Annotated in this window: 18 protein-coding genes; 10 read left to right on the top strand and 8 right to left on the bottom strand. The window is 69.2% G+C overall.

Features of this window, described 5'->3' with window-relative positions; genetic code table 11:
- Positions 1 to 82: 82 nt before the first annotated feature.
- The 3 genes from PM1_RS00505 to PM1_RS00495 all read left to right on the top strand — a co-directional run bounded on the left by PM1_RS00505 (position 83) and on the right by PM1_RS00495 (position 3,626).
- Positions 83 to 355, top strand: coding sequence for a hypothetical protein (locus PM1_RS00505; RefSeq protein ID WP_009614038.1), 273 nt, complete (start codon positions 83 to 85; stop codon positions 353 to 355).
- Between the two features lie 61 nt (positions 356 to 416).
- On the top strand, positions 417 to 650 hold the full coding sequence (locus tag PM1_RS00500) for a TIGR02647 family protein (RefSeq protein ID WP_009614040.1): 234 nt from the start codon (positions 417 to 419) through the stop codon (positions 648 to 650).
- A gap of 132 nt (positions 651 to 782) precedes the next feature.
- Positions 783 to 3,626 carry a class I adenylate cyclase gene (locus tag PM1_RS00495; protein ID WP_009614042.1) on the top strand — a complete coding sequence of 948 codons (2,844 nt, stop codon included), beginning with the start codon at positions 783 to 785 and terminating at the stop codon, positions 3,624 to 3,626.
- Positions 3,627 to 3,666: 40 nt separating this feature from the next.
- Here the strand turns inward: PM1_RS00495 and rnk are convergent, their stop codons facing one another.
- From rnk to PM1_RS00475, 4 genes are all read right to left on the bottom strand, one after another.
- Positions 3,667 to 4,074 carry a nucleoside diphosphate kinase regulator gene (rnk, locus tag PM1_RS00490; protein WP_009614044.1) on the bottom strand — a complete coding sequence of 136 codons (408 nt, stop codon included), beginning with the start codon at positions 4,072 to 4,074 and terminating at the stop codon, positions 3,667 to 3,669.
- A gap of 108 nt (positions 4,075 to 4,182) precedes the next feature.
- Positions 4,183 to 4,383 (bottom strand): DUF1289 domain-containing protein, encoded by a 201-nt coding sequence (locus PM1_RS00485; RefSeq protein WP_009614046.1) that lies wholly within the window; start codon positions 4,381 to 4,383, stop codon positions 4,183 to 4,185.
- Positions 4,361 to 4,696, bottom strand: coding sequence for an iron donor protein CyaY (gene cyaY / locus PM1_RS00480; RefSeq protein WP_009614048.1), 336 nt, complete (start codon positions 4,694 to 4,696; stop codon positions 4,361 to 4,363). Before cyaY ends, PM1_RS00485 begins: the two co-directional genes overlap by 23 nt.
- A 9-nt stretch (positions 4,697 to 4,705) precedes the next feature.
- Positions 4,706 to 5,755 carry an AraC family transcriptional regulator gene (locus tag PM1_RS00475; RefSeq protein WP_009614050.1) on the bottom strand — a complete coding sequence of 350 codons (1,050 nt, stop codon included), beginning with the start codon at positions 5,753 to 5,755 and terminating at the stop codon, positions 4,706 to 4,708.
- A 185-nt stretch (positions 5,756 to 5,940) separates the two neighbouring features.
- On the opposite strand from PM1_RS00475, the gene lptM reads away from it, so the two are divergent.
- The 6 genes from lptM to PM1_RS00445 all read left to right on the top strand — a co-directional run bounded on the left by lptM (position 5,941) and on the right by PM1_RS00445 (position 10,600).
- Positions 5,941 to 6,081, top strand: a complete 141-nt coding sequence (gene lptM / locus PM1_RS00470; RefSeq protein ID WP_009614052.1) for an LPS translocon maturation chaperone LptM — start codon at positions 5,941 to 5,943, stop codon at positions 6,079 to 6,081.
- Between the two features lie 11 nt (positions 6,082 to 6,092).
- Positions 6,093 to 7,340: a diaminopimelate decarboxylase gene (lysA, locus tag PM1_RS00465; RefSeq protein ID WP_009614054.1), complete on the top strand. Its 1,248-nt coding sequence runs from the start codon at positions 6,093 to 6,095 to the stop codon at positions 7,338 to 7,340.
- A gap of 10 nt (positions 7,341 to 7,350) precedes the next feature.
- Positions 7,351 to 8,181, top strand: coding sequence for a diaminopimelate epimerase (gene dapF / locus PM1_RS00460; RefSeq protein WP_009614056.1), 831 nt, complete (start codon positions 7,351 to 7,353; stop codon positions 8,179 to 8,181).
- A 25-nt stretch (positions 8,182 to 8,206) separates the two neighbouring features.
- Positions 8,207 to 8,908 carry a DUF484 family protein gene (locus PM1_RS00455; RefSeq protein WP_009614058.1) on the top strand — a complete coding sequence of 234 codons (702 nt, stop codon included), beginning with the start codon at positions 8,207 to 8,209 and terminating at the stop codon, positions 8,906 to 8,908.
- 82 nt (positions 8,909 to 8,990) lie between these two features.
- Entirely contained in the window at positions 8,991 to 9,911 is a 921-nt protein-coding gene (xerC, locus tag PM1_RS00450) for a tyrosine recombinase XerC (RefSeq protein WP_009614060.1), read from the top strand.
- Positions 9,908 to 10,600, top strand: coding sequence for an HAD family hydrolase (locus PM1_RS00445; protein ID WP_009614061.1), 693 nt, complete (start codon positions 9,908 to 9,910; stop codon positions 10,598 to 10,600). The genes xerC and PM1_RS00445 overlap by 4 nt, the downstream gene beginning before the upstream one ends.
- A 328-nt stretch (positions 10,601 to 10,928) precedes the next feature.
- On the opposite strand, the gene sutA is transcribed toward PM1_RS00445, so the two are convergent.
- The 4 genes from sutA to glnK all read right to left on the bottom strand — a co-directional run bounded on the left by sutA (position 10,929) and on the right by glnK (position 13,565).
- The gene (sutA, locus tag PM1_RS00440) at positions 10,929 to 11,252 is read right to left on the bottom strand and encodes a transcriptional regulator SutA (RefSeq protein ID WP_009614062.1); all 324 of its coding nucleotides are present in this window, start codon (positions 11,250 to 11,252) and stop codon (positions 10,929 to 10,931) included.
- A 77-nt stretch (positions 11,253 to 11,329) separates the two neighbouring features.
- Entirely contained in the window at positions 11,330 to 11,755 is a 426-nt protein-coding gene (locus PM1_RS00435) for a secondary thiamine-phosphate synthase enzyme YjbQ (protein ID WP_009614063.1), read from the bottom strand.
- A gap of 101 nt (positions 11,756 to 11,856) precedes the next feature.
- On the bottom strand, positions 11,857 to 13,191 hold the full coding sequence (locus PM1_RS00430) for an ammonium transporter (protein ID WP_009614064.1): 1,335 nt from the start codon (positions 13,189 to 13,191) through the stop codon (positions 11,857 to 11,859).
- Positions 13,192 to 13,226: 35 nt separating this feature from the next.
- Positions 13,227 to 13,565 (bottom strand): P-II family nitrogen regulator, encoded by a 339-nt coding sequence (gene glnK, locus PM1_RS00425; RefSeq protein WP_003457590.1) that lies wholly within the window; start codon positions 13,563 to 13,565, stop codon positions 13,227 to 13,229.
- Positions 13,566 to 14,108: 543 nt separating this feature from the next.
- Between glnK and PM1_RS00420 the strand changes: the two genes are divergently transcribed.
- Positions 14,109 to 16,139: an acyltransferase family protein gene (locus PM1_RS00420; protein WP_009614068.1), complete on the top strand. Its 2,031-nt coding sequence runs from the start codon at positions 14,109 to 14,111 to the stop codon at positions 16,137 to 16,139.
- The last annotated feature ends 10 nt before the right edge of the window (positions 16,140 to 16,149 follow it).

Raw genomic sequence — 16,149 nt, 5'->3', positions numbered from 1 at the left:
CCGCGTCCTTCTGCGGCCATCCAGGTCTGCGCAGGTTGGACAACTTCCCCCGGCTGCACAAGCCCGCACGGAGCCACCCGGCATGAGCGACATCGACGACGGCGAAGAATCCTTCGCGGCAGAAACCCTGATCCAGGCCATCGAGAACCAGATCGAAAGCGGCGAGCCGGCGGCGGCCCGCGCGGTGCTCAACAAGCTGACCCTGGTCGGCTACGAGCGCGAGGAGGCCCTGGAAATGATGGCCATGGTGCTGGCCCACGAGATCCAGGCGATGCTCGCCGAGGACCGCGCCTTCGATGGCGCCTGGTACGAGCAGGCCCTGCGCGCATTGCCGCAGCTGCCCGGCGAGGAATGAGCTTGCCGAGCGCGGGGTGGCTGTGGCTAAACTGGCGCAACATCGCCACCGAGGAGTCGCCATGGCCTTCACCCAAGAGCTGGTAGCGGAACTGGAATTGCTTGCCCTGTTCGATCTCGAGAACACCCAGGCAGGCCTGAAGATCCACCATGACGCGGCCCCGACGGCCGTCTCTGCGGCCGGGCGATTGCACGCCAAGGGCCTGATCGACCAGCCCGACGGCGGCTACCTGACCAGCCTGGGGCTGGACGCCGCCGAACACGCCCAGGTGCTGCTGAACATCCTCAAGCCCTGAACCCCGCGGCCGCCATCCATCGGCGGCCCGCCCCATTTCCTTAAGGACAGCCCCGCCGCGGTCGATATACAGTGCAGTCCATGCGGTAATGGCACTCAGCCATGACCGCCCGATAGCTGACCGCGGCAGGCCATGACCTTCACCCACGAGATTCGTCCGGACATCGACGACGGCATCGACCGCAAGGTCCTGGCGCGCCTGCGCAAGCGCTTCCTGGCGATCAACCAGGGGCGCCTGGAGCGCGCCACGGCCGCGCTGTCGAGCCGCCAGCAACTGGTGCTGCGCCTGCTGCCGCTGCTGCTGGACGTCAACCACCCGCTGCTCCCCGGCTACGTCTCCGGCGCCACCCCGGCGGGGCTGTGCGGCTTCGTCCCCGACGACGAGCTGCTGGCCGAGGCCCAGCGCCTGACCCGCTCGTTCAGCTACAAGCCGCGCCGCGGCGAGGTCGACCTGCCGATCCACGGGCTGTTCCTGATGGGCAGCCTGGGCACGGTGGCCCAGGAGGAGCGGAGCGACCTCGACCTGTGGGTCTGCCACGCCCCGGGGCTCGCGCCCGGCGCGGTGGCCGAGCTGCAGCGCAAGTGCGAGCTGCTGGAGCGCTGGGCCGCGGGCCAGGGCGCCGAGGTGCACTGCTTCCTCATCGACCCGCGCGGCTTCGTCAGCGGCGCGCGCAACGCCCGGCTGACCTCCGACGACTGCGGCACCAGCCAGCACTACCTGCTGCTCGACGAGTTCTACCGCACCGCCATCTGGCTCGGCGGGCGCACGCCGCTGTGGTGGCTGGTGCCGGAATACGAGGAAGGGCGCTATCGCGACTACGTCGAGCAACTGCTGAGCAAGCGCTTCATCCGCCACGAGGAAGTCCTCGACCTCGGCCACCTGGCGCACATCCCGCCCGGCGAGTTCGTCGGCTCGGGCATGTGGCAGCTGTTCAAGGGCATCACCTCGCCCTACAAGGCGGTGCTCAAGCTGCTGCTCAGCGAGGTCTACGCCAGCGAGCACCCGCAGGTCGCCTGCCTGGCCCTGCGCTTCAAGGCCGAGGTCTACGCCGGGCGCCTGGAACTGGACGAGCTGGACCCGTACATCCTGCTTTACCGGCGCCTGGAGCAATACCTGATCGCGCGCGGCGAGCAGGAGCGCCTGGAACTGGTGCGCCGCTGCCTGTACCTGAAGGTCGGCAAGAAGCTCAGCCGCCGCCCGCAGCAGGGCCGCAAGAGCTGGCAGCGCCTGCTGATGGAGCGCCTGACCGGCGCCTGGGGCTGGGACGGGCGCGTGCTCGGCCTGCTCGACTCGCGCAGCCAGTGGAAGGTGCGCCAGGTCACCCTGGAGCGCCGCGCCCTGGTCAACGAGCTGACCTACAGCTACCGCTTCCTCTCGCGCTTCGCCCGCCAGCAGCAGGCCGCCAGCGACATCGACCCGCGCGACCTGGGCGTGCTCGGCCGGCGCCTGTACGCCGCCTTCGAACGCAAGGCCGGCAAGGTCGAGCACATCAACCCGGGCATCGCCCCGGACCTGGGCGAAGACCTCCTCACCCTCGCCCGCCTGCCCGCCGGCAACGCCGCCGAGGGCGGTTCCTGGGCGCTGTTCCCGGGCAACCTGACCGGCGCCGAGCTGGCCGACTACGCGCCGCTCAAACGCGCCCGCGAGCTGATCGAGCTGCTGGCCTGGAGCCACCGCAACGGCGTGATCGACGCCGGCACCCGCCTGTCGCTGCAGCCCGGCGACAGCGACCTGAGCGAACACGAGCTGGGCAACCTGCTGCTCGGCCTGCAGCAGGCCATGCCCATGCCCCTGGAAGAAGTGGCCGAAAGCGCCCTGCTACGCCCCAGCGCCCCGGCCAGCGTGCTGATCCTGGTGAACGTCGGCCTCGACCCGCTGCGCCAGCACAGCCAGGCCAACCTGCACATGACCAGCGGGCGCACCGACTCGCTGGGCTACTCCGGCATGCGCGACAACCTGGTGCTGAGCCTCGACCAGGTCACCCTGAACAGCTGGAACGAACTGCTGGTCAGCCGCTACGCCGGCCCCGGCGCGCTGCTCGACTGCCTGCGCGACTACCTCAACGCCCTGCCCGCCGACGCCGCGCCGCCGCGCCTGCTGGTGCGCTGCTTCTGCCGCAACCGCGCGGCGGCCATCGCCCAGCGCGTCGAGGAACTGTTCCAGGACGCCTACGCCCAACTGGCCAGCGGCAACGGCGGGCGCTACCTGCTGCAGATCCGCCAGCAGTACCACCTGCTGCGCCTGCAGCCGGGCCAGGTCAGCCACCAGAGCCTGGCCGACCTGCCGGCCCTGCTCGAACACCTGGGCGAACGCCAGGGCGCCTACAGCCCGCTGCACCTGGACCGCCACGCCCTGGAAGGCGAGGACCTGGCGCTGCTGCTGCCGCTCGGCCGCCCCGGCTGCCTGCAGGTGTTCTACCGCCTGGACGAAGGCCAGGCCACGCTCTACCTGCTGGACGAACGCAACTCCCTGTGGCACGGCCGCCAGGCCTGCGACGACGAGCAGACGCTGCTGGTGCCGCTACAGCGTTTCCTCCAGGCCATGCTCTACCGGCGCAGCGCGCAGCTGCCGCTGGGCGAGGCGCAGCCGGTGCAGGAAATCATTTATTACGAATTGCTACCGGCCGGCCGCGGACGGGCTCGCCGGGTGGAACGCCGCCAGGCGCCGCCCAGCGCGCAGGAGCGGCCCTACTACAACGTCCAGGCGATCGTCGAGCCGGGGGCGGGGCAGCGTTCGCGCATCACCCTGTACTGCAACCACCGCGAGTTTTCCGAACTGGAGTACGGCGCCGGGCTGTTCCAGGCCGTGGCCCGGCACATCCTCGCCCAGCGCCGCGGGCAGGAGCGCTATCCCTGCTACATCACCGACCTGGACCTGTCGGCGGTGGCCGCCGAGTCGGCGCTGCAGAGCATCCATTACCTGCGCTACAAGCAGCGCCTGGAAAGCGCGCTGAACCAGGCCCTGGCCGAGGCCTGAGGCCCGGCCCGGGCGGTGCGCAGCAGATCGTGACGGGCGCTCAGCGGTTGTAGTCGCCGGCGGCTTCGGGCTGGTAGGTGATGTCCAGCAGGCTCAGCTTGAGGGTCTTGCCGCCCGGGGCCGGCCAGTCGATGCTCTGGCCGACGGTCAGGCCCAGCAGCGCGGTGCCCACCGGCGCGAGGATGGACACCTTGCCTTCGCCGCCGGCGTCCTCCGGGTAGACCAGGGTCAGCAGGTACTCCTTGCCGCTGCTTTCCTCGCGGCAGCGCACGGTGGAGTTCATGGTCACCACGCCCGGCGGCACCTCGTCGTGGCCGACCACGTTGGCGCGGGACAGCTCGGCTTCCAGCGCTTCGGCGGCGGGGCCGTACTCTTCCAGGCTGTCGAGCAGGCGCTCCAGACGTTGCAGGTCGAGACGGGTAACGGTGATGGACGGTGCGGTGGTCATGATGGCCGGCAGACTCCTTGGCAGTGGATCGAAAAAAGAAAAACCCCGCCCAAGGCGGGGTTTTCAGCGGACACTAACACAGTACCGCGAATAAGCAAGACCACCCGGTCAGGGGCCCGGCCACAGCGGCTTGCGGCGTGCCAGGGCGGCCTCGACTATCTGCCGCCGGCGCGCGCCGTCGGCCTCGTTCCATTCGAGAATCTCCGCCAGGCTGCGCCCGCAGCCCAGGCAGACGTCACCCTCGTCCAGGCAGCAGCGCCGGCAGCAGGGCGAGGGGACCGGCGCTTCAGAGGCCGGGGAACTCGACATCCTCGCCCGCCTGCTCGAGGGTCGCCCGGTTGAGCAGCGCGCCCAGCGGCTCGCGGGTGCTGTCGCTCAGCCACAGGCTGCCGGACTCGTCGTAGTCGAAGTGGAAACCGCCGGAACGCGCCGCCACCCACAGCTGGCGCAGCGCCGGCTGGCGGCTGAGGATCAGCTGGCTGCCGTTCTCGAAGCGCACGGTCAGCACGCCGCCGGAATTCTCCAGGTCCACGTCCAGGTCACTGTCATCGAAGGCGTCTTCCACCGTGGTCTGCACCTCGTCGACGAGGTCGTGGAAACGGGCTTCGCTCATGCTGCTCATGCATTGTCCTCAGGAATCTGCCAAAGGCTGCAGTGTACGCCGGTATTGCCCGAGACTCTGCCCCGTCCAGCGGCGGAAGGCCCGCGCCAGCGAGCCGGTCTCGCTGAAGCCGACCAGGCTGGCGACGTCGGCCAGCTCCAGCGCCGGGTCGCGCAGGTGGTGCAGCACCAGTTGCTGGCGCGTCTCGTCCACCAGGCGGCTGAACGACAGGCCGCTGTCGCGCAGGCGGCGCTGCAGGGTGCGCGGGCTCAGGGCCAGCTCGCCGGCCAGGGCCTCCAGGTCCACGGCCTGCTCCGGCAGGCGCTCGGCCAGGCACTGGCGGGCCCGTTCGAGCACGCCCTCGCCGCGGCGGATGCTCTCCAGCAGGCGCCCGGCGTAGGCGTCGAGGGTGCGCTGGATCTGGCTGTCGGCCTGGCCCAGGGGCAGCGCCAGCAGGCGCCGGGGGAAGACCAGGGCGTTGTCCGCCTGGCCGAACAGCACCGGGCAGCGGAAGATGCGCCGGTGCTCGGTGGTATCGGCCGGCGCCGGGTGGCGGAAGCGCACTTCCACCGGCGCCTGTTCCAAACCGCTGATCCAGTGGCCGAAGCGTAGCCAGCAGGCCAGGGTCTCTTCCGCCAGTTGGCGCTGCTGGCGCGGCAGCAAAGGCTCCCAGCTGTGCCGCACCAGCGGCTCGTGGCCGGCGCGCGGCGGCTCGTCGGCCAGCTCGACGCGGCCCAGGCTGCCCACCAGCTCGGCGTAGCGCGCCTGGCGGTGCAGGGCGTCGCCGAGGGTCGCGCAGCTCATCAGCAGGTAGCCGAGCACGCCAAAGTGCCCGGGGCGCACGGCCTCGCCCAGGTGCAGGCCGAGGTCGGCGTCGCCGCTCAGCGCCAGGCCCAGCTCCAGCAGGTCGACATAGACGCTGGCGGCGATGCGCGCCTCGCGCTGGTCGAGGATCGACGGCTCGAGCTGGACGCCGGCCAGCAGCCGCTGCGGCGCGACGCCGCGACGCTCGAGGTGGTCCACCAGGCCCTGCACGTAGGCGATGGAAATGGAACCGGCGAGTGGGACGGGGGCTTGCATGGATCCTCCGTTTTTTCTGTCAGATCCTAGGGGCTGGCGGGGGCTGATCGCAAACCGCGTTGCTGCGAGCGGCCCCCGCCAGCCCCTTTGGAAGCCCCGCCGGGCGGGAGTCCGCTTGCATAGGCAAGGCGCCGGGGGGCCGGTATACTCCGGTCCAATTACGCTTTGATCACAAGGATTCCGCCATGAAGCGACTGCTTCTTCCCTTCGTCGCGCTCGCCGTGCTCAGCGCCGCGCTCGCCGGCTGCGGCCAGAAAGGCCCGCTGTACCTGCCGGACGACCAGCAAGCCCAAAGCAAGCACAGCAAGGACCGCTACGGTCTGTAAGGGAGCAGCACATGGAGGCATTCAACGTCCGTGACGGGCAACTGTTCGCGGAAGGCGTGGCGTTGTCGGCGCTGGCCGAGCGCTTCGGCACGCCCACCTACGTCTACTCGCGCGCTCACATCGAGCAGCAGTTCCGCTCCTATACCGACGCCCTGCAGGGCCTGCCGCATCTGGTCTGCTTCGCGGTCAAGGCCAACTCCAACCTGGCCGTGCTGAACGTCCTGGCGCGCCTGGGCTCGGGCTTCGACATCGTCTCGCGCGGCGAGCTGGAACGCGTGCTGGCCGCCGGCGGCGACCCGGCCAAGGTGGTGTTCTCCGGCGTCGGCAAGAGCCGCGACGACATGCGCCGCGCCCTGCAAGTGGGCGTGCACTGCTTCAACGTCGAATCCGCCGTGGAGCTGGAACGCCTGCAGGAAGTGGCCGCGGAACTGGGCGTGAAGGCGCCGGTGTCGCTGCGGGTGAACCCGGACGTGGACGCCCAGACCCACCCCTACATCTCCACCGGGCTGAAAGAGAACAAGTTCGGCATCGACATCGACGAGGCCGAGGCCATCTACGCCCGCGCCGCCGAGCTGCCGAACCTGGAAGTGAAAGGCGTGGACTGCCACATCGGCTCGCAGCTGACCCAGCTGGAGCCCTTCCTCGACGCCCTCGACCGCCTGCTGGCGCTGGTCGACCGCCTGGCCGCGCGCGGCATCCTGATCCGCCACCTGGACCTGGGCGGCGGCCTCGGCGTGCGCTACCGCGACGAAACCCCGCCGCCGGCCAGCGACTACATCCGCGCCATCCGCGAGCGCCTGGGCAGCCGCCAGCTGACCCTGGTGTTCGAGCCGGGCCGCTACATCGTGGCCAACGCCGGCCTGCTGCTGACCCGCGTGGAGTACCTCAAGCACACCGCGCACAAGGACTTCGCCATCATCGACGCGGCGATGAACGACCTGATCCGCCCGGCGCTGTACCAGGCCTGGATGGAGGTCACCCCGGTCATCGCGCGCGCGGGCCAGAAACGTACCTACGATCTGGTCGGCCCCATCTGCGAGACCGGCGACTTCCTCGCCAAGGGCCGCGAGCTGGCCCTGGAAGAAGGCGACCTGCTGGCGATCCGCTCGGCCGGCGCCTATGGTTTCGTCATGAGTTCCAACTACAACACCCGCGGCCGCGCCGCCGAGGTGCTGGTGGATGGCGAGCGGGCCTTCGAGGTGCGCCGCCGCGAGACCGTCCAGGAGCTTTACGCCGGCGAAAGCCTGCTGCCGGAGTGAGGCCGAAACCATGCTACTGCGCTTCACCAAGATGCACGGGCTGGGCAATGACTTCATGGTCCTCGACCTGGTCAGCCAGCACGCCCACGTGCTGCCCCGCCACGTCAAGAGCTGGGGCGACCGCAACACCGGCGTCGGCTTCGACCAGTTGCTGATCGTCGAGCCGCCGGGCAGCCCCGAGGTCGACTTCCGCTACCGCATCTTCAACGCCGACGGCAGCGAAGTGGAACAGTGCGGCAACGGCGCGCGCTGCTTCGCCCGCTTCGTGCTGGACAAGCGCCTGACCATGAAGAAGACCATCCGCGTCGAGACCAAGGGCGGCATCATCGAGCTCAGCGTCGCCAACGACGGCCAGGTCACCGTGGACATGGGCGCGCCGCGCCTGGCGCCGGAACAGGTGCCCTTCGTCGCCGACGCCGAAGCCACCAGCTACGCCGTGGAAGTCGACGGGCAGAACGTCGAGCTGGCCGCCGTCTCCATGGGCAACCCCCATGGCGTGCTGCGGGTGGACGACGTCGACAGCGCCCCGGTGCGCACCCTCGGCCCGCAGCTGGAGGTACACCCGCGCTTCCCGGCCAAGGCCAACATCGGCTTCCTCCAGGTGCTCGACGCCAACCATGCGCGCCTGCGCGTGTGGGAGCGCGGCGTCGGCGAGACTCTGGCCTGCGGCACCGGCGCCTGCGCCGCCGCGGTGGCCGGCATCCGCCAGGGCTGGCTGCGCTCGCCGGTGCAGATCGACCTGCCGGGCGGCCGCCTGAACATCGAGTGGGCAGGCCCCGGCCAGCCGGTTATGATGACCGGACCCGCCGTGCGGGTGTACGAAGGCCAGGTCCGCCTGTAACCCGAGACGCCAAGCCGAGACGCCCATGACCGAGAACAGCCCGGAACACCGCCCGCCGCTGGATGCCGAACAGGTCGCCGAGTACCTGCGCGAGCATCCCGAATTCTTCGTCGAGCACGACGAGCTGATCCCGGAGATGCGCATCCCCCACGAGAGCGGCAACGCCGTCTCGCTGGTGGAACGCCAGGTGCGCCTGCTGCGCGAGCGCAACATCGAGATGCGCCACCGCCTGGCGCAGCTGATGGACGTGGCCCGCGACAACGACCGGCTGTTCGACAAGACCCGCCGCCTGGTGCTCGACCTGCTCGACGCCACCAGCCTGGAGGACGTGGTCAGCACCGTGGAAGACAGCCTGCGCCACGAGTTCCAGGTGCCCTACGTCAGCCTGATCCTGTTCAGCGACAACAACCTGCCGGTGGGCCGCTCGGTGAGCAGCGCCGAGGCGCACCAGGCCATCGGCGGGCTGCTTTCCGGCGGCAAGACCGTATGCGGCGTGCTGCGCCCCCATGAGCTGGCCTTCCTGTTCGGCGAAACCGAACGCGACGGCGTCGGCTCGGCGGCAGTGGTCTCGCTGACCTTCCAGGGCCTGCACGGCGTGCTCGCCATCGGCAGCCCGGACCCGCAGCACTACAAGAGCTCCCTCGGCACCCTGTTCCTCGGCTACGTGGCCGAGGTCCTGGCCCGTGTCCTGCCGCGCTTCTCCACGCCGCTGCGGTCGGTACGCTAGCCAGGCAGCGGCAAGCCTCGAGTTGCAAGCCGCAAGCAAGGCAACGCGGTGGAAGCCGGGCTTTTCACTTGGAGCTTGAAGCTTGAAGCTTGTAGCCGACCTCGATGCCTTCCTCGAACACCTGCGCAGCGAGCGCCAGGTGTCCGCGCATACCCTCGCCGGCTACCGGCGCGACCTGCTCAAGGTCGTCGCGCTGTGCGAGAAGAACGGCATCGCCGACTGGGCCGACCTGCAGGTGCGCGAGCTGCGCGCGCAGGTCGCCCGCCTGCACGCCCAGGGCCTGGCCAGCCGCAGCCTGGCGCGGCTGCTCTCGGCGGTGCGCGGGCTCTACCAGTACCTGATCCGCGAGGGCCGCTGCCGGCACAACCCCGCCGACGGCCTGGCCGCGCCCAAGGCCGCGCGCAAGCTGCCGCGCACCCTCGACGCCGACCGCGCCGGGCAACTGCTCGACGGCGCCCTGGAGGACGACTTCATCGCCCGCCGCGACCAGGCCATGCTGGAGCTGTTCTATTCCTCCGGCCTGCGCCTGTCCGAGCTGGTCGGCCTGGACCTCGACGGCCTGGACCTGTCCGCCGGCCTGGTGCGGGTACTCGGCAAGGGCAACAAGGTCCGCGAACTGCCGGTGGGGCGCGCCGCGCGCAAGGCCATCGAGGACTGGCTGCCGCTGCGCGAGATGGTCCGCCCGGCCGACCGCGCGCTGTTCGTCGGCCACAGCGGCAAGCGCCTGACGCCGCGCGCCGTGCAGCTGCGGGTGCGTCAGGCCGGCGTGCGCGAGCTGGGCCAGCACCTGCACCCGCACATGCTGCGGCATTCCTTCGCCAGCCATATCCTGGAATCCTCCCAGGACCTGCGCGCGGTGCAGGAGCTGCTCGGCCACGCCGACATCGCCACCACGCAAATCTACACCCACCTGGACTTCCAGCACCTGGCCAAGGTCTACGACAACGCCCACCCGCGGGCCAGGCGCGTCAAACGCGATACCGATACAGGAGCCGAGGAATGAGCATCCGGCTGGTCACCTTCGACCTAGACGACACCCTCTGGGACGTCGCCCCGGTGATGAACAGCGCCGAAGCCACCCTGCGCGAATGGCTGGCGGCGAACGCCGCGCAACTGGGCCCGGTGCCCATCGAGCACCTGTGGGCGATCCGCGCGCGGCTGATGCAGCAGGACCCAATGCTCAGACACCGCCTGAGCGAGCTGCGCCGGCGCATCCTCCTGCACGCCCTGCTCGATGCAGGTTATCCACAGGCGGAAGCGGCGGACCTGGCCGAGGCCGGTTTCCAGGTCTTCCTCCATGCGCGCCACCAGGTCAGCCTGTTCCCCGAGGTGCACCCGACCCTGGAGGCCCTGGCCAACCGCTTCATCCTCGGCGTGCTCACCAATGGCAACGCCGACGTGCGCCGCCTGGGGCTGGCCGACTACTTCCAGTTCGCCCTGTGCGCCGAGGAGCTGGGCATCGGCAAGCCCGATCCGAAGCCCTTCCGGGAAGCGCTCAAGCGCGCCGGCGTTGAGCCGCAGCAGGCGGTGCACATCGGCGACCACCCCAGCGACGATATCGCCGGCGCCCGTCGCGCCGGCCTGCAGGCCATCTGGTTCAACCCGGCGCGCAAGGCCTGGGAAGGCGAGGAAGCGCCCAGCGCGATCATCCACAGCCTCGCGGAGCTGCCCGGGGTGCTGGCGCGGCTGTAATCGAAACGCTCCTCGTGGGAGCGCCGATGGTTCATCGTAGGGCGCGCTCCTACAGGGGAGCGGCGCGGCTGGGGCAGCGTAGGAGCGGATCTCATCCGCGATCCGCGCCGATACCTCCGGCTATCGCGGACAAGGTCCGCTCCTACGCCCTCCGGCAAACACAAGACCCGTAGGATGGCGTTGAGCGAAGCGATACCCATCACCCCGACCGCATGGGTTTCGCAAGGCTCAACCCATCCTACGAAGAGCACTGCGCCCACGGGCCGTCACAAAGAAAAAGCCCGCCGCTCCCCTTCCGGGGAGGGCGGGCCTTTTCACGACGTCGCCCTTAGATGGGGCGGCTGCCGTATTTGCTGTCCGGCTTCTTCGGCGGATCGGCGACCACGTTGGGCTCGATCTCCTGGACCTTGCCGCCACGGGAGAGGAACTCTTCCATGGCCCTGGCCAGGGCGTCGCGCTCCTTCTGCTTGGCCTCCACCGAGGGTAGTTCCTCTTCCTCTACGGCTGCCTTGGCTTTCTTGCCGCCACCAGAGGAAGCCGGGGCCTCGTCGGCTTCGCCATCGGCGTCGCCATCGTCAGCCGCGGCCAGCTCTTCGCCGTCGTCCTCGTCGGCACCTTCCAGCTCGTCTTGTTCAAGTTCTTCGTCGCTCATCGCTCAACCTCGTGGTGCTGCAAAGCAGGTTAGTTATAGCCCAGCCGCGCGCTTTGACGAACGCTGCCGGAAAAAATTCACAGAGCCTCGCCCTGCAGGGTCGCCAGCACCTTGCGCGGCCCGCCGTGATCGCGGTGTTCGCCCAGGTAGATGCCCTGCCAGGTGCCCAGCGCCAGGCGCCCGGCACTGACCGGCAGGGTCAGCTGGCAGCCCAGCAGGCTGGCCTTGAAGTGCGCGGGCAAGTCGTCCGGCCCTTCGTAATCGTGCTCGTAGCCACCCTCGTCCTGCGGCACCAGGCGATTGAAGAATCGCTCGAAGTCCCGCCGTACCGAGGGGTCGGCATTCTCGTTCAGCGTCAGCGACGCCGAGGTGTGCTGCAACAGCAGGTGCAGCAGGCCGACCCGGCAGCGCGCCAGGTCCGGCAATGCCGCCAGCACCTCGTCGGTGACCAGGTGGAAACCGCGCGACCGCGGGCGCAGGGCGATCAGGGTCTGCTGCCACATGGCGAGGCCTCCGATTGGCTACCGATGCGGGCGCATTCTAGCGAAGCGCAGAAAAAAACAAAGGGCGCCCGTAGGCGCCCTTCGTCGAACTCGCGCGAACCTTACAGGTTGTAGCCGCGCTCGTTGTGCAGGGCCAGGTCCAGGCCCACGGTTTCTTCTTCTTCGGTGACGCGCAGGCCGATGACCAGGTCCAGCACCTTGAGGATCACGAAGCTGACGATCCCGGTGTAGACGATGGTGAAGGCCACACCCTTGAACTGGATGAACAGCTGGGCGCCGATGTCGGTGACGGTGCCGAAGCCACCCAGGGCCGGCGCTGCGAACACGCCGGTCAGCAGGGCGCCGACGATGCCGCCGACGGCATGCACGCCGAAGGCGTCCAGGGAGTCGTCGTAGCCGATGGCGCGCTTGAGGGTGGTGGCGGCGAAGAAGCAGATCACGCCGGCGGCCAGGCCGAGGATGATGGCGCCCATCGGGCCGCAGGTGCCGGCGGCCGGGGTGACGGCCACGAGGCCGGCGACCACGCCCGAAGCGATGCCCAGGGCGCTCGGCTTGCCGTGGGTGATCCACTCGGCGAACATCCAGCCCAGGGCCGCGGCGGCGGTGGCGATCTGGGTCACCAGCATGGCCATGCCGGCGGTGCCGTTGGCGGCGGCGGCGGAACCGGCGTTGAAGCCGAACCAGCCGATCCACAGCAGGGCCGCGCCGACCAGGGTGTAGCCCAGGTTGTGCGGAGCCATGGCGGCGGTCGGGTAGCCCTTGCGCTTGCCCATCACCAGGCAGGCCACCAGGCCAGCGACACCGGCGTTGATGTGCACCACGGTGCCACCGGCGAAGTCCAGCACGCCCCAGTCCCACAGCAGGCCGCCGTCGCCGCTCCAGACCATGTGCGCGATCGGTGCGTAGACCAGGGTGAACCACAGGCCGGTGAAGATCAGCAGCGCGGAGAACTTCATGCGCTCGGCGAAGGCGCCGACGATCAGCGCCGGGGTGATGATCGCGAAGGTCATCTGGAACATCACGAAGACGCTTTCCGGGAACAGCGCGGCGGCGGAGGTCAGGCCGGTGCTGGTCAGGCCGCTGAGGAAGGCCTTGTCGAAGCCGCCGACGAAGGAGGCGAAGTTGATCACGCCCTTCTCCATGCCGACGGTGTCGAAGGCCAGGCTGTAGCCGTAGACGACCCACAGGATGCTGATCAGCGCGGTGATGGCGAAGCACTGCATCATGATCGACAGGACGTTCTTGGCGCGCACCATGCCGCCGTAGAACAGGGCCAGGCCGGGGATGGTCATCATCAGCACCAGGGCGCTGGAAATCAGCATCCAGGCGGTGTCGCCACTGTTCAGGACCGGGGCCGCAGCTTCGTCCGCCATGGCCAGGCCAGGCATTGCGAGGGACAAAAGGGCTCCTAGCCCTGCGAACTTGCGCAGAGTCATTGTTGTTTCTCCTGGGGCGGTGGGGTTCGGTTGGCTTAGATGGCGTCGGTACCGGTCTCGCCGGTACGGATGCGGATCGCCTGTTCCAGATTCACGACGAAAATCTTGCCGTCGCCGATCTTGCCGGTGTTGGCGGCCTTGGTGATGGCTTCGATGACGCGGTCCAGCTGGTCGTCGGCGATGGCCACGTCGATCTTCACCTTGGGCAGGAAGTCGACGACGTACTCCGCACCACGGTACAGCTCGGTGTGCCCCTTCTGCCGGCCGAAGCCCTTGACTTCGGTCACAGTGATGCCCTGCACGCCGATCTCGGACAGCGACTCGCGCACGTCGTCGAGCTTGAACGGCTTGATGATGGCTGTGACTAGCTTCATGAAACTCTCTCCCGTGTTTTGGTGGACTCGCCCCAGGAAAACGAACCCGGGGACAAGTCTAAGCGCAGTGTCTGGCTTTGTAACGCGCCGGCCGCCCTACCTCAGCACTCCGACTCCTCCAGCCGCTTCCCGCGAAGCGCTCGTCAGCTCCGCCAGCCGCACCGGACCTGCATCGGTGCACGCTATGCCAGCCCCAAAGCAGGAAGCTTGCCAGCTCGGCGAAAAGCCCGGCGATTCAGCCGCTTAGCGAAAAACACCGGGCGCCGGGCGATGGCCGGGTGCCATGTCGCGCACCAGAAGCGGGCAGTCCTGCCGCCATGACTGCGCAAAAATCGTGCAGCGCCCTGCTTTTTCCGGCCAACGTGGGGGCCGACCAGGGCCATCCGGGCCGCGCCATAGGGAAGAGGCTCGACCAGCGCTGGACCAGGGCCATCTATCCGAAGGGATTTTCCGAAAGCCTGAAGGCAAGTTCCTCAGTATCCGAGCGGGCGTCGCCGCAGGAGTCGAAAGACCTATCTTTCGCCGATTTGCGGAAAACCAGCGATGAGCCTTCTCCCCAGCCGCCGCGCCTGGCCCGGCCAGGCAACCCCCACGCCCACCAACCACTTCAGGCAGGACATCAACGGCCTGCGCGCCCTGGCGGTGGTCGCGGTCATCCTCTATCACTTCGACGTCGGCGGACTGGCCGGCGGATTCGCCGGCGTAGACGTGTTCTTCGTGCTCTCCGGCTACCTCATGGCAGGGATCATCGGCACCGGCCTGCAACGCAACGACTTCTCCGTCCTGGCGTTCTACTGGGCCCGGGCCAGGCGCATCCTTCCGGCGTTGCTGGTGGTCTGCGCGGTCGTGCTGGCCGTCGGCTGGCTGCTGCTGGCGCCGAACGACTACAAGACCCTCGGCCGGCACGCCCGACAGTCCCTGGCCTTCCTGTCCAATCACCTGTATCTGAAGGAAGCCGGCTACTTCGACAGCGCCAGCCAGGCGAAATGGCTGCTGCACACCTGGTCGCTGTCCGTCGAATGGCAGTTCTACCTGGCGTTGCCGCTCATCCTCGCCCTCGCCTGGAAGCTGTTGCCCCGGCGCGGCACGCTCGTGGGCGTGCACCTGGCGCTGTTCTCCTGCTCGCTGGCGCTGTGCATCGCGCTGACCGCCAGCCATCCGCAAAAGGCTTTCTACCTCCTGCCCGCCCGCGCCTGGGAAATGCTCCTGGGCGGGTTGTGCTTCCTGCTCTGCTCGAACCTCGGGCTCCCGGCGACGGCGCGGCGCCTGCTGGAAGCCGGCGGCCTGGCGCTGATAGGGGCGTCGGTGTTCCTGCTCGACGAATCCGCCGCCTGGCCCGGCGCACTGGCGCTGCTGCCAACCCTGGGAACCGCCATGGTGCTGGCGGCCCGGCGGGAAACCTCGCCGTGGTGCACCCATGGCGCCGTCCAGTGGCTGGGCACGCGCTCCTACTCCCTGTACCTGTGGCACTGGCCGCTGGTGGCCTGGCTGTTCCATGCCGGCCACCGGCAAACGCCCCTGTGGATCGCCGCAGCCCTGTTGCTGACGCTGATACTGGGCGAGCTTTCCTACCGGCTGGTGGAACGACCGACGCGGCGCTGGCTGGGCACGGGCAGGCGGGCGTTCGCCGTGGCCGGACTGGCCGGCCTGATGATCCTCGCCGGCTACCTGGCGCAGGTGGTGGTCAGGGCGAAAGGCTTCCCGCAACGGATGCCCGCGGACATCCTGGCGATGCGCGAACAGGCCCTGCAGGGCACGCCGCGCAACGAGGAGTGCCTGAGCAAGGGCGCGGGCTGCGTGTATGGGGGGCCGGACATCCAGGCCATGCTCATCGGCGACAGCCATGCCGCCTCCGTGGTCACCGCCGCGCAACTCGCGCTGCCCGACGCCGGCCAGGGCATCTACCTGCGGGCCGCGCCAGCCTGCCTGCCGGTCCCCGGGCTGCACATCCGCGAACACCCGCGCGACAACCCGGAAGACACCTGCAACCGCCTGCGCCGGCAACTGCCGGCCGAACTCGACGACGCGCCCGGCCGGGTGCCGCTGATCATCGTCACCCGCACTTCCGTCTACCCGCTGGGCTACAACGGCATCGACCAGAACCGCAAGAACCGGCCGCAGGCCTACATCAGCTCGCCCGTGGACGAGCCCAGCAGCGAATGGCTCGAAGCGTTCGCCCGGCTCTACATCGACCACGCCTGCGCCCTGGCGCGGCAGCGTCCGGTCTACCTGGTGCGGCCGATACCGGAAATGCGCGTCGACGTACCGGATGTGATGAGCCGGAAGATGCTCCAGGGGAAGGCGCCGCAAGTCACCCTCAGCCGGGCCGACTACGAGGCGCGCAACGGCTTCGTCTGGAGCGTGCAGGACCGCGCCCGGGAAGCCTGCGGCGTGAACATTCTCGATCCGCTTCCCTACCTGTGCGACGAAGGGCAATGCTACGGCGGCCGGGAAGGGCAGGCCTACTACGCCGACGACAACCACCTCAACGCGGCGGGCAGCCGGCTCCTGGCGCCCATGTTCGCCGAGGTCTTCGCGGACCTGTCCACGGCCCAGGCCGATCCCCCGCGCTAGCGCGCAGAAC

Source organism: Pseudomonas sp. M1, from assembly GCF_022760135.1.
Classification (GTDB): Bacteria; Pseudomonadota; Gammaproteobacteria; order Pseudomonadales; family Pseudomonadaceae; genus Pseudomonas; species Pseudomonas citronellolis.
The sequence above is the reverse complement of the archived record's forward strand: the minus strand, read 5'-3'. Positions and strand labels throughout refer to the sequence as shown.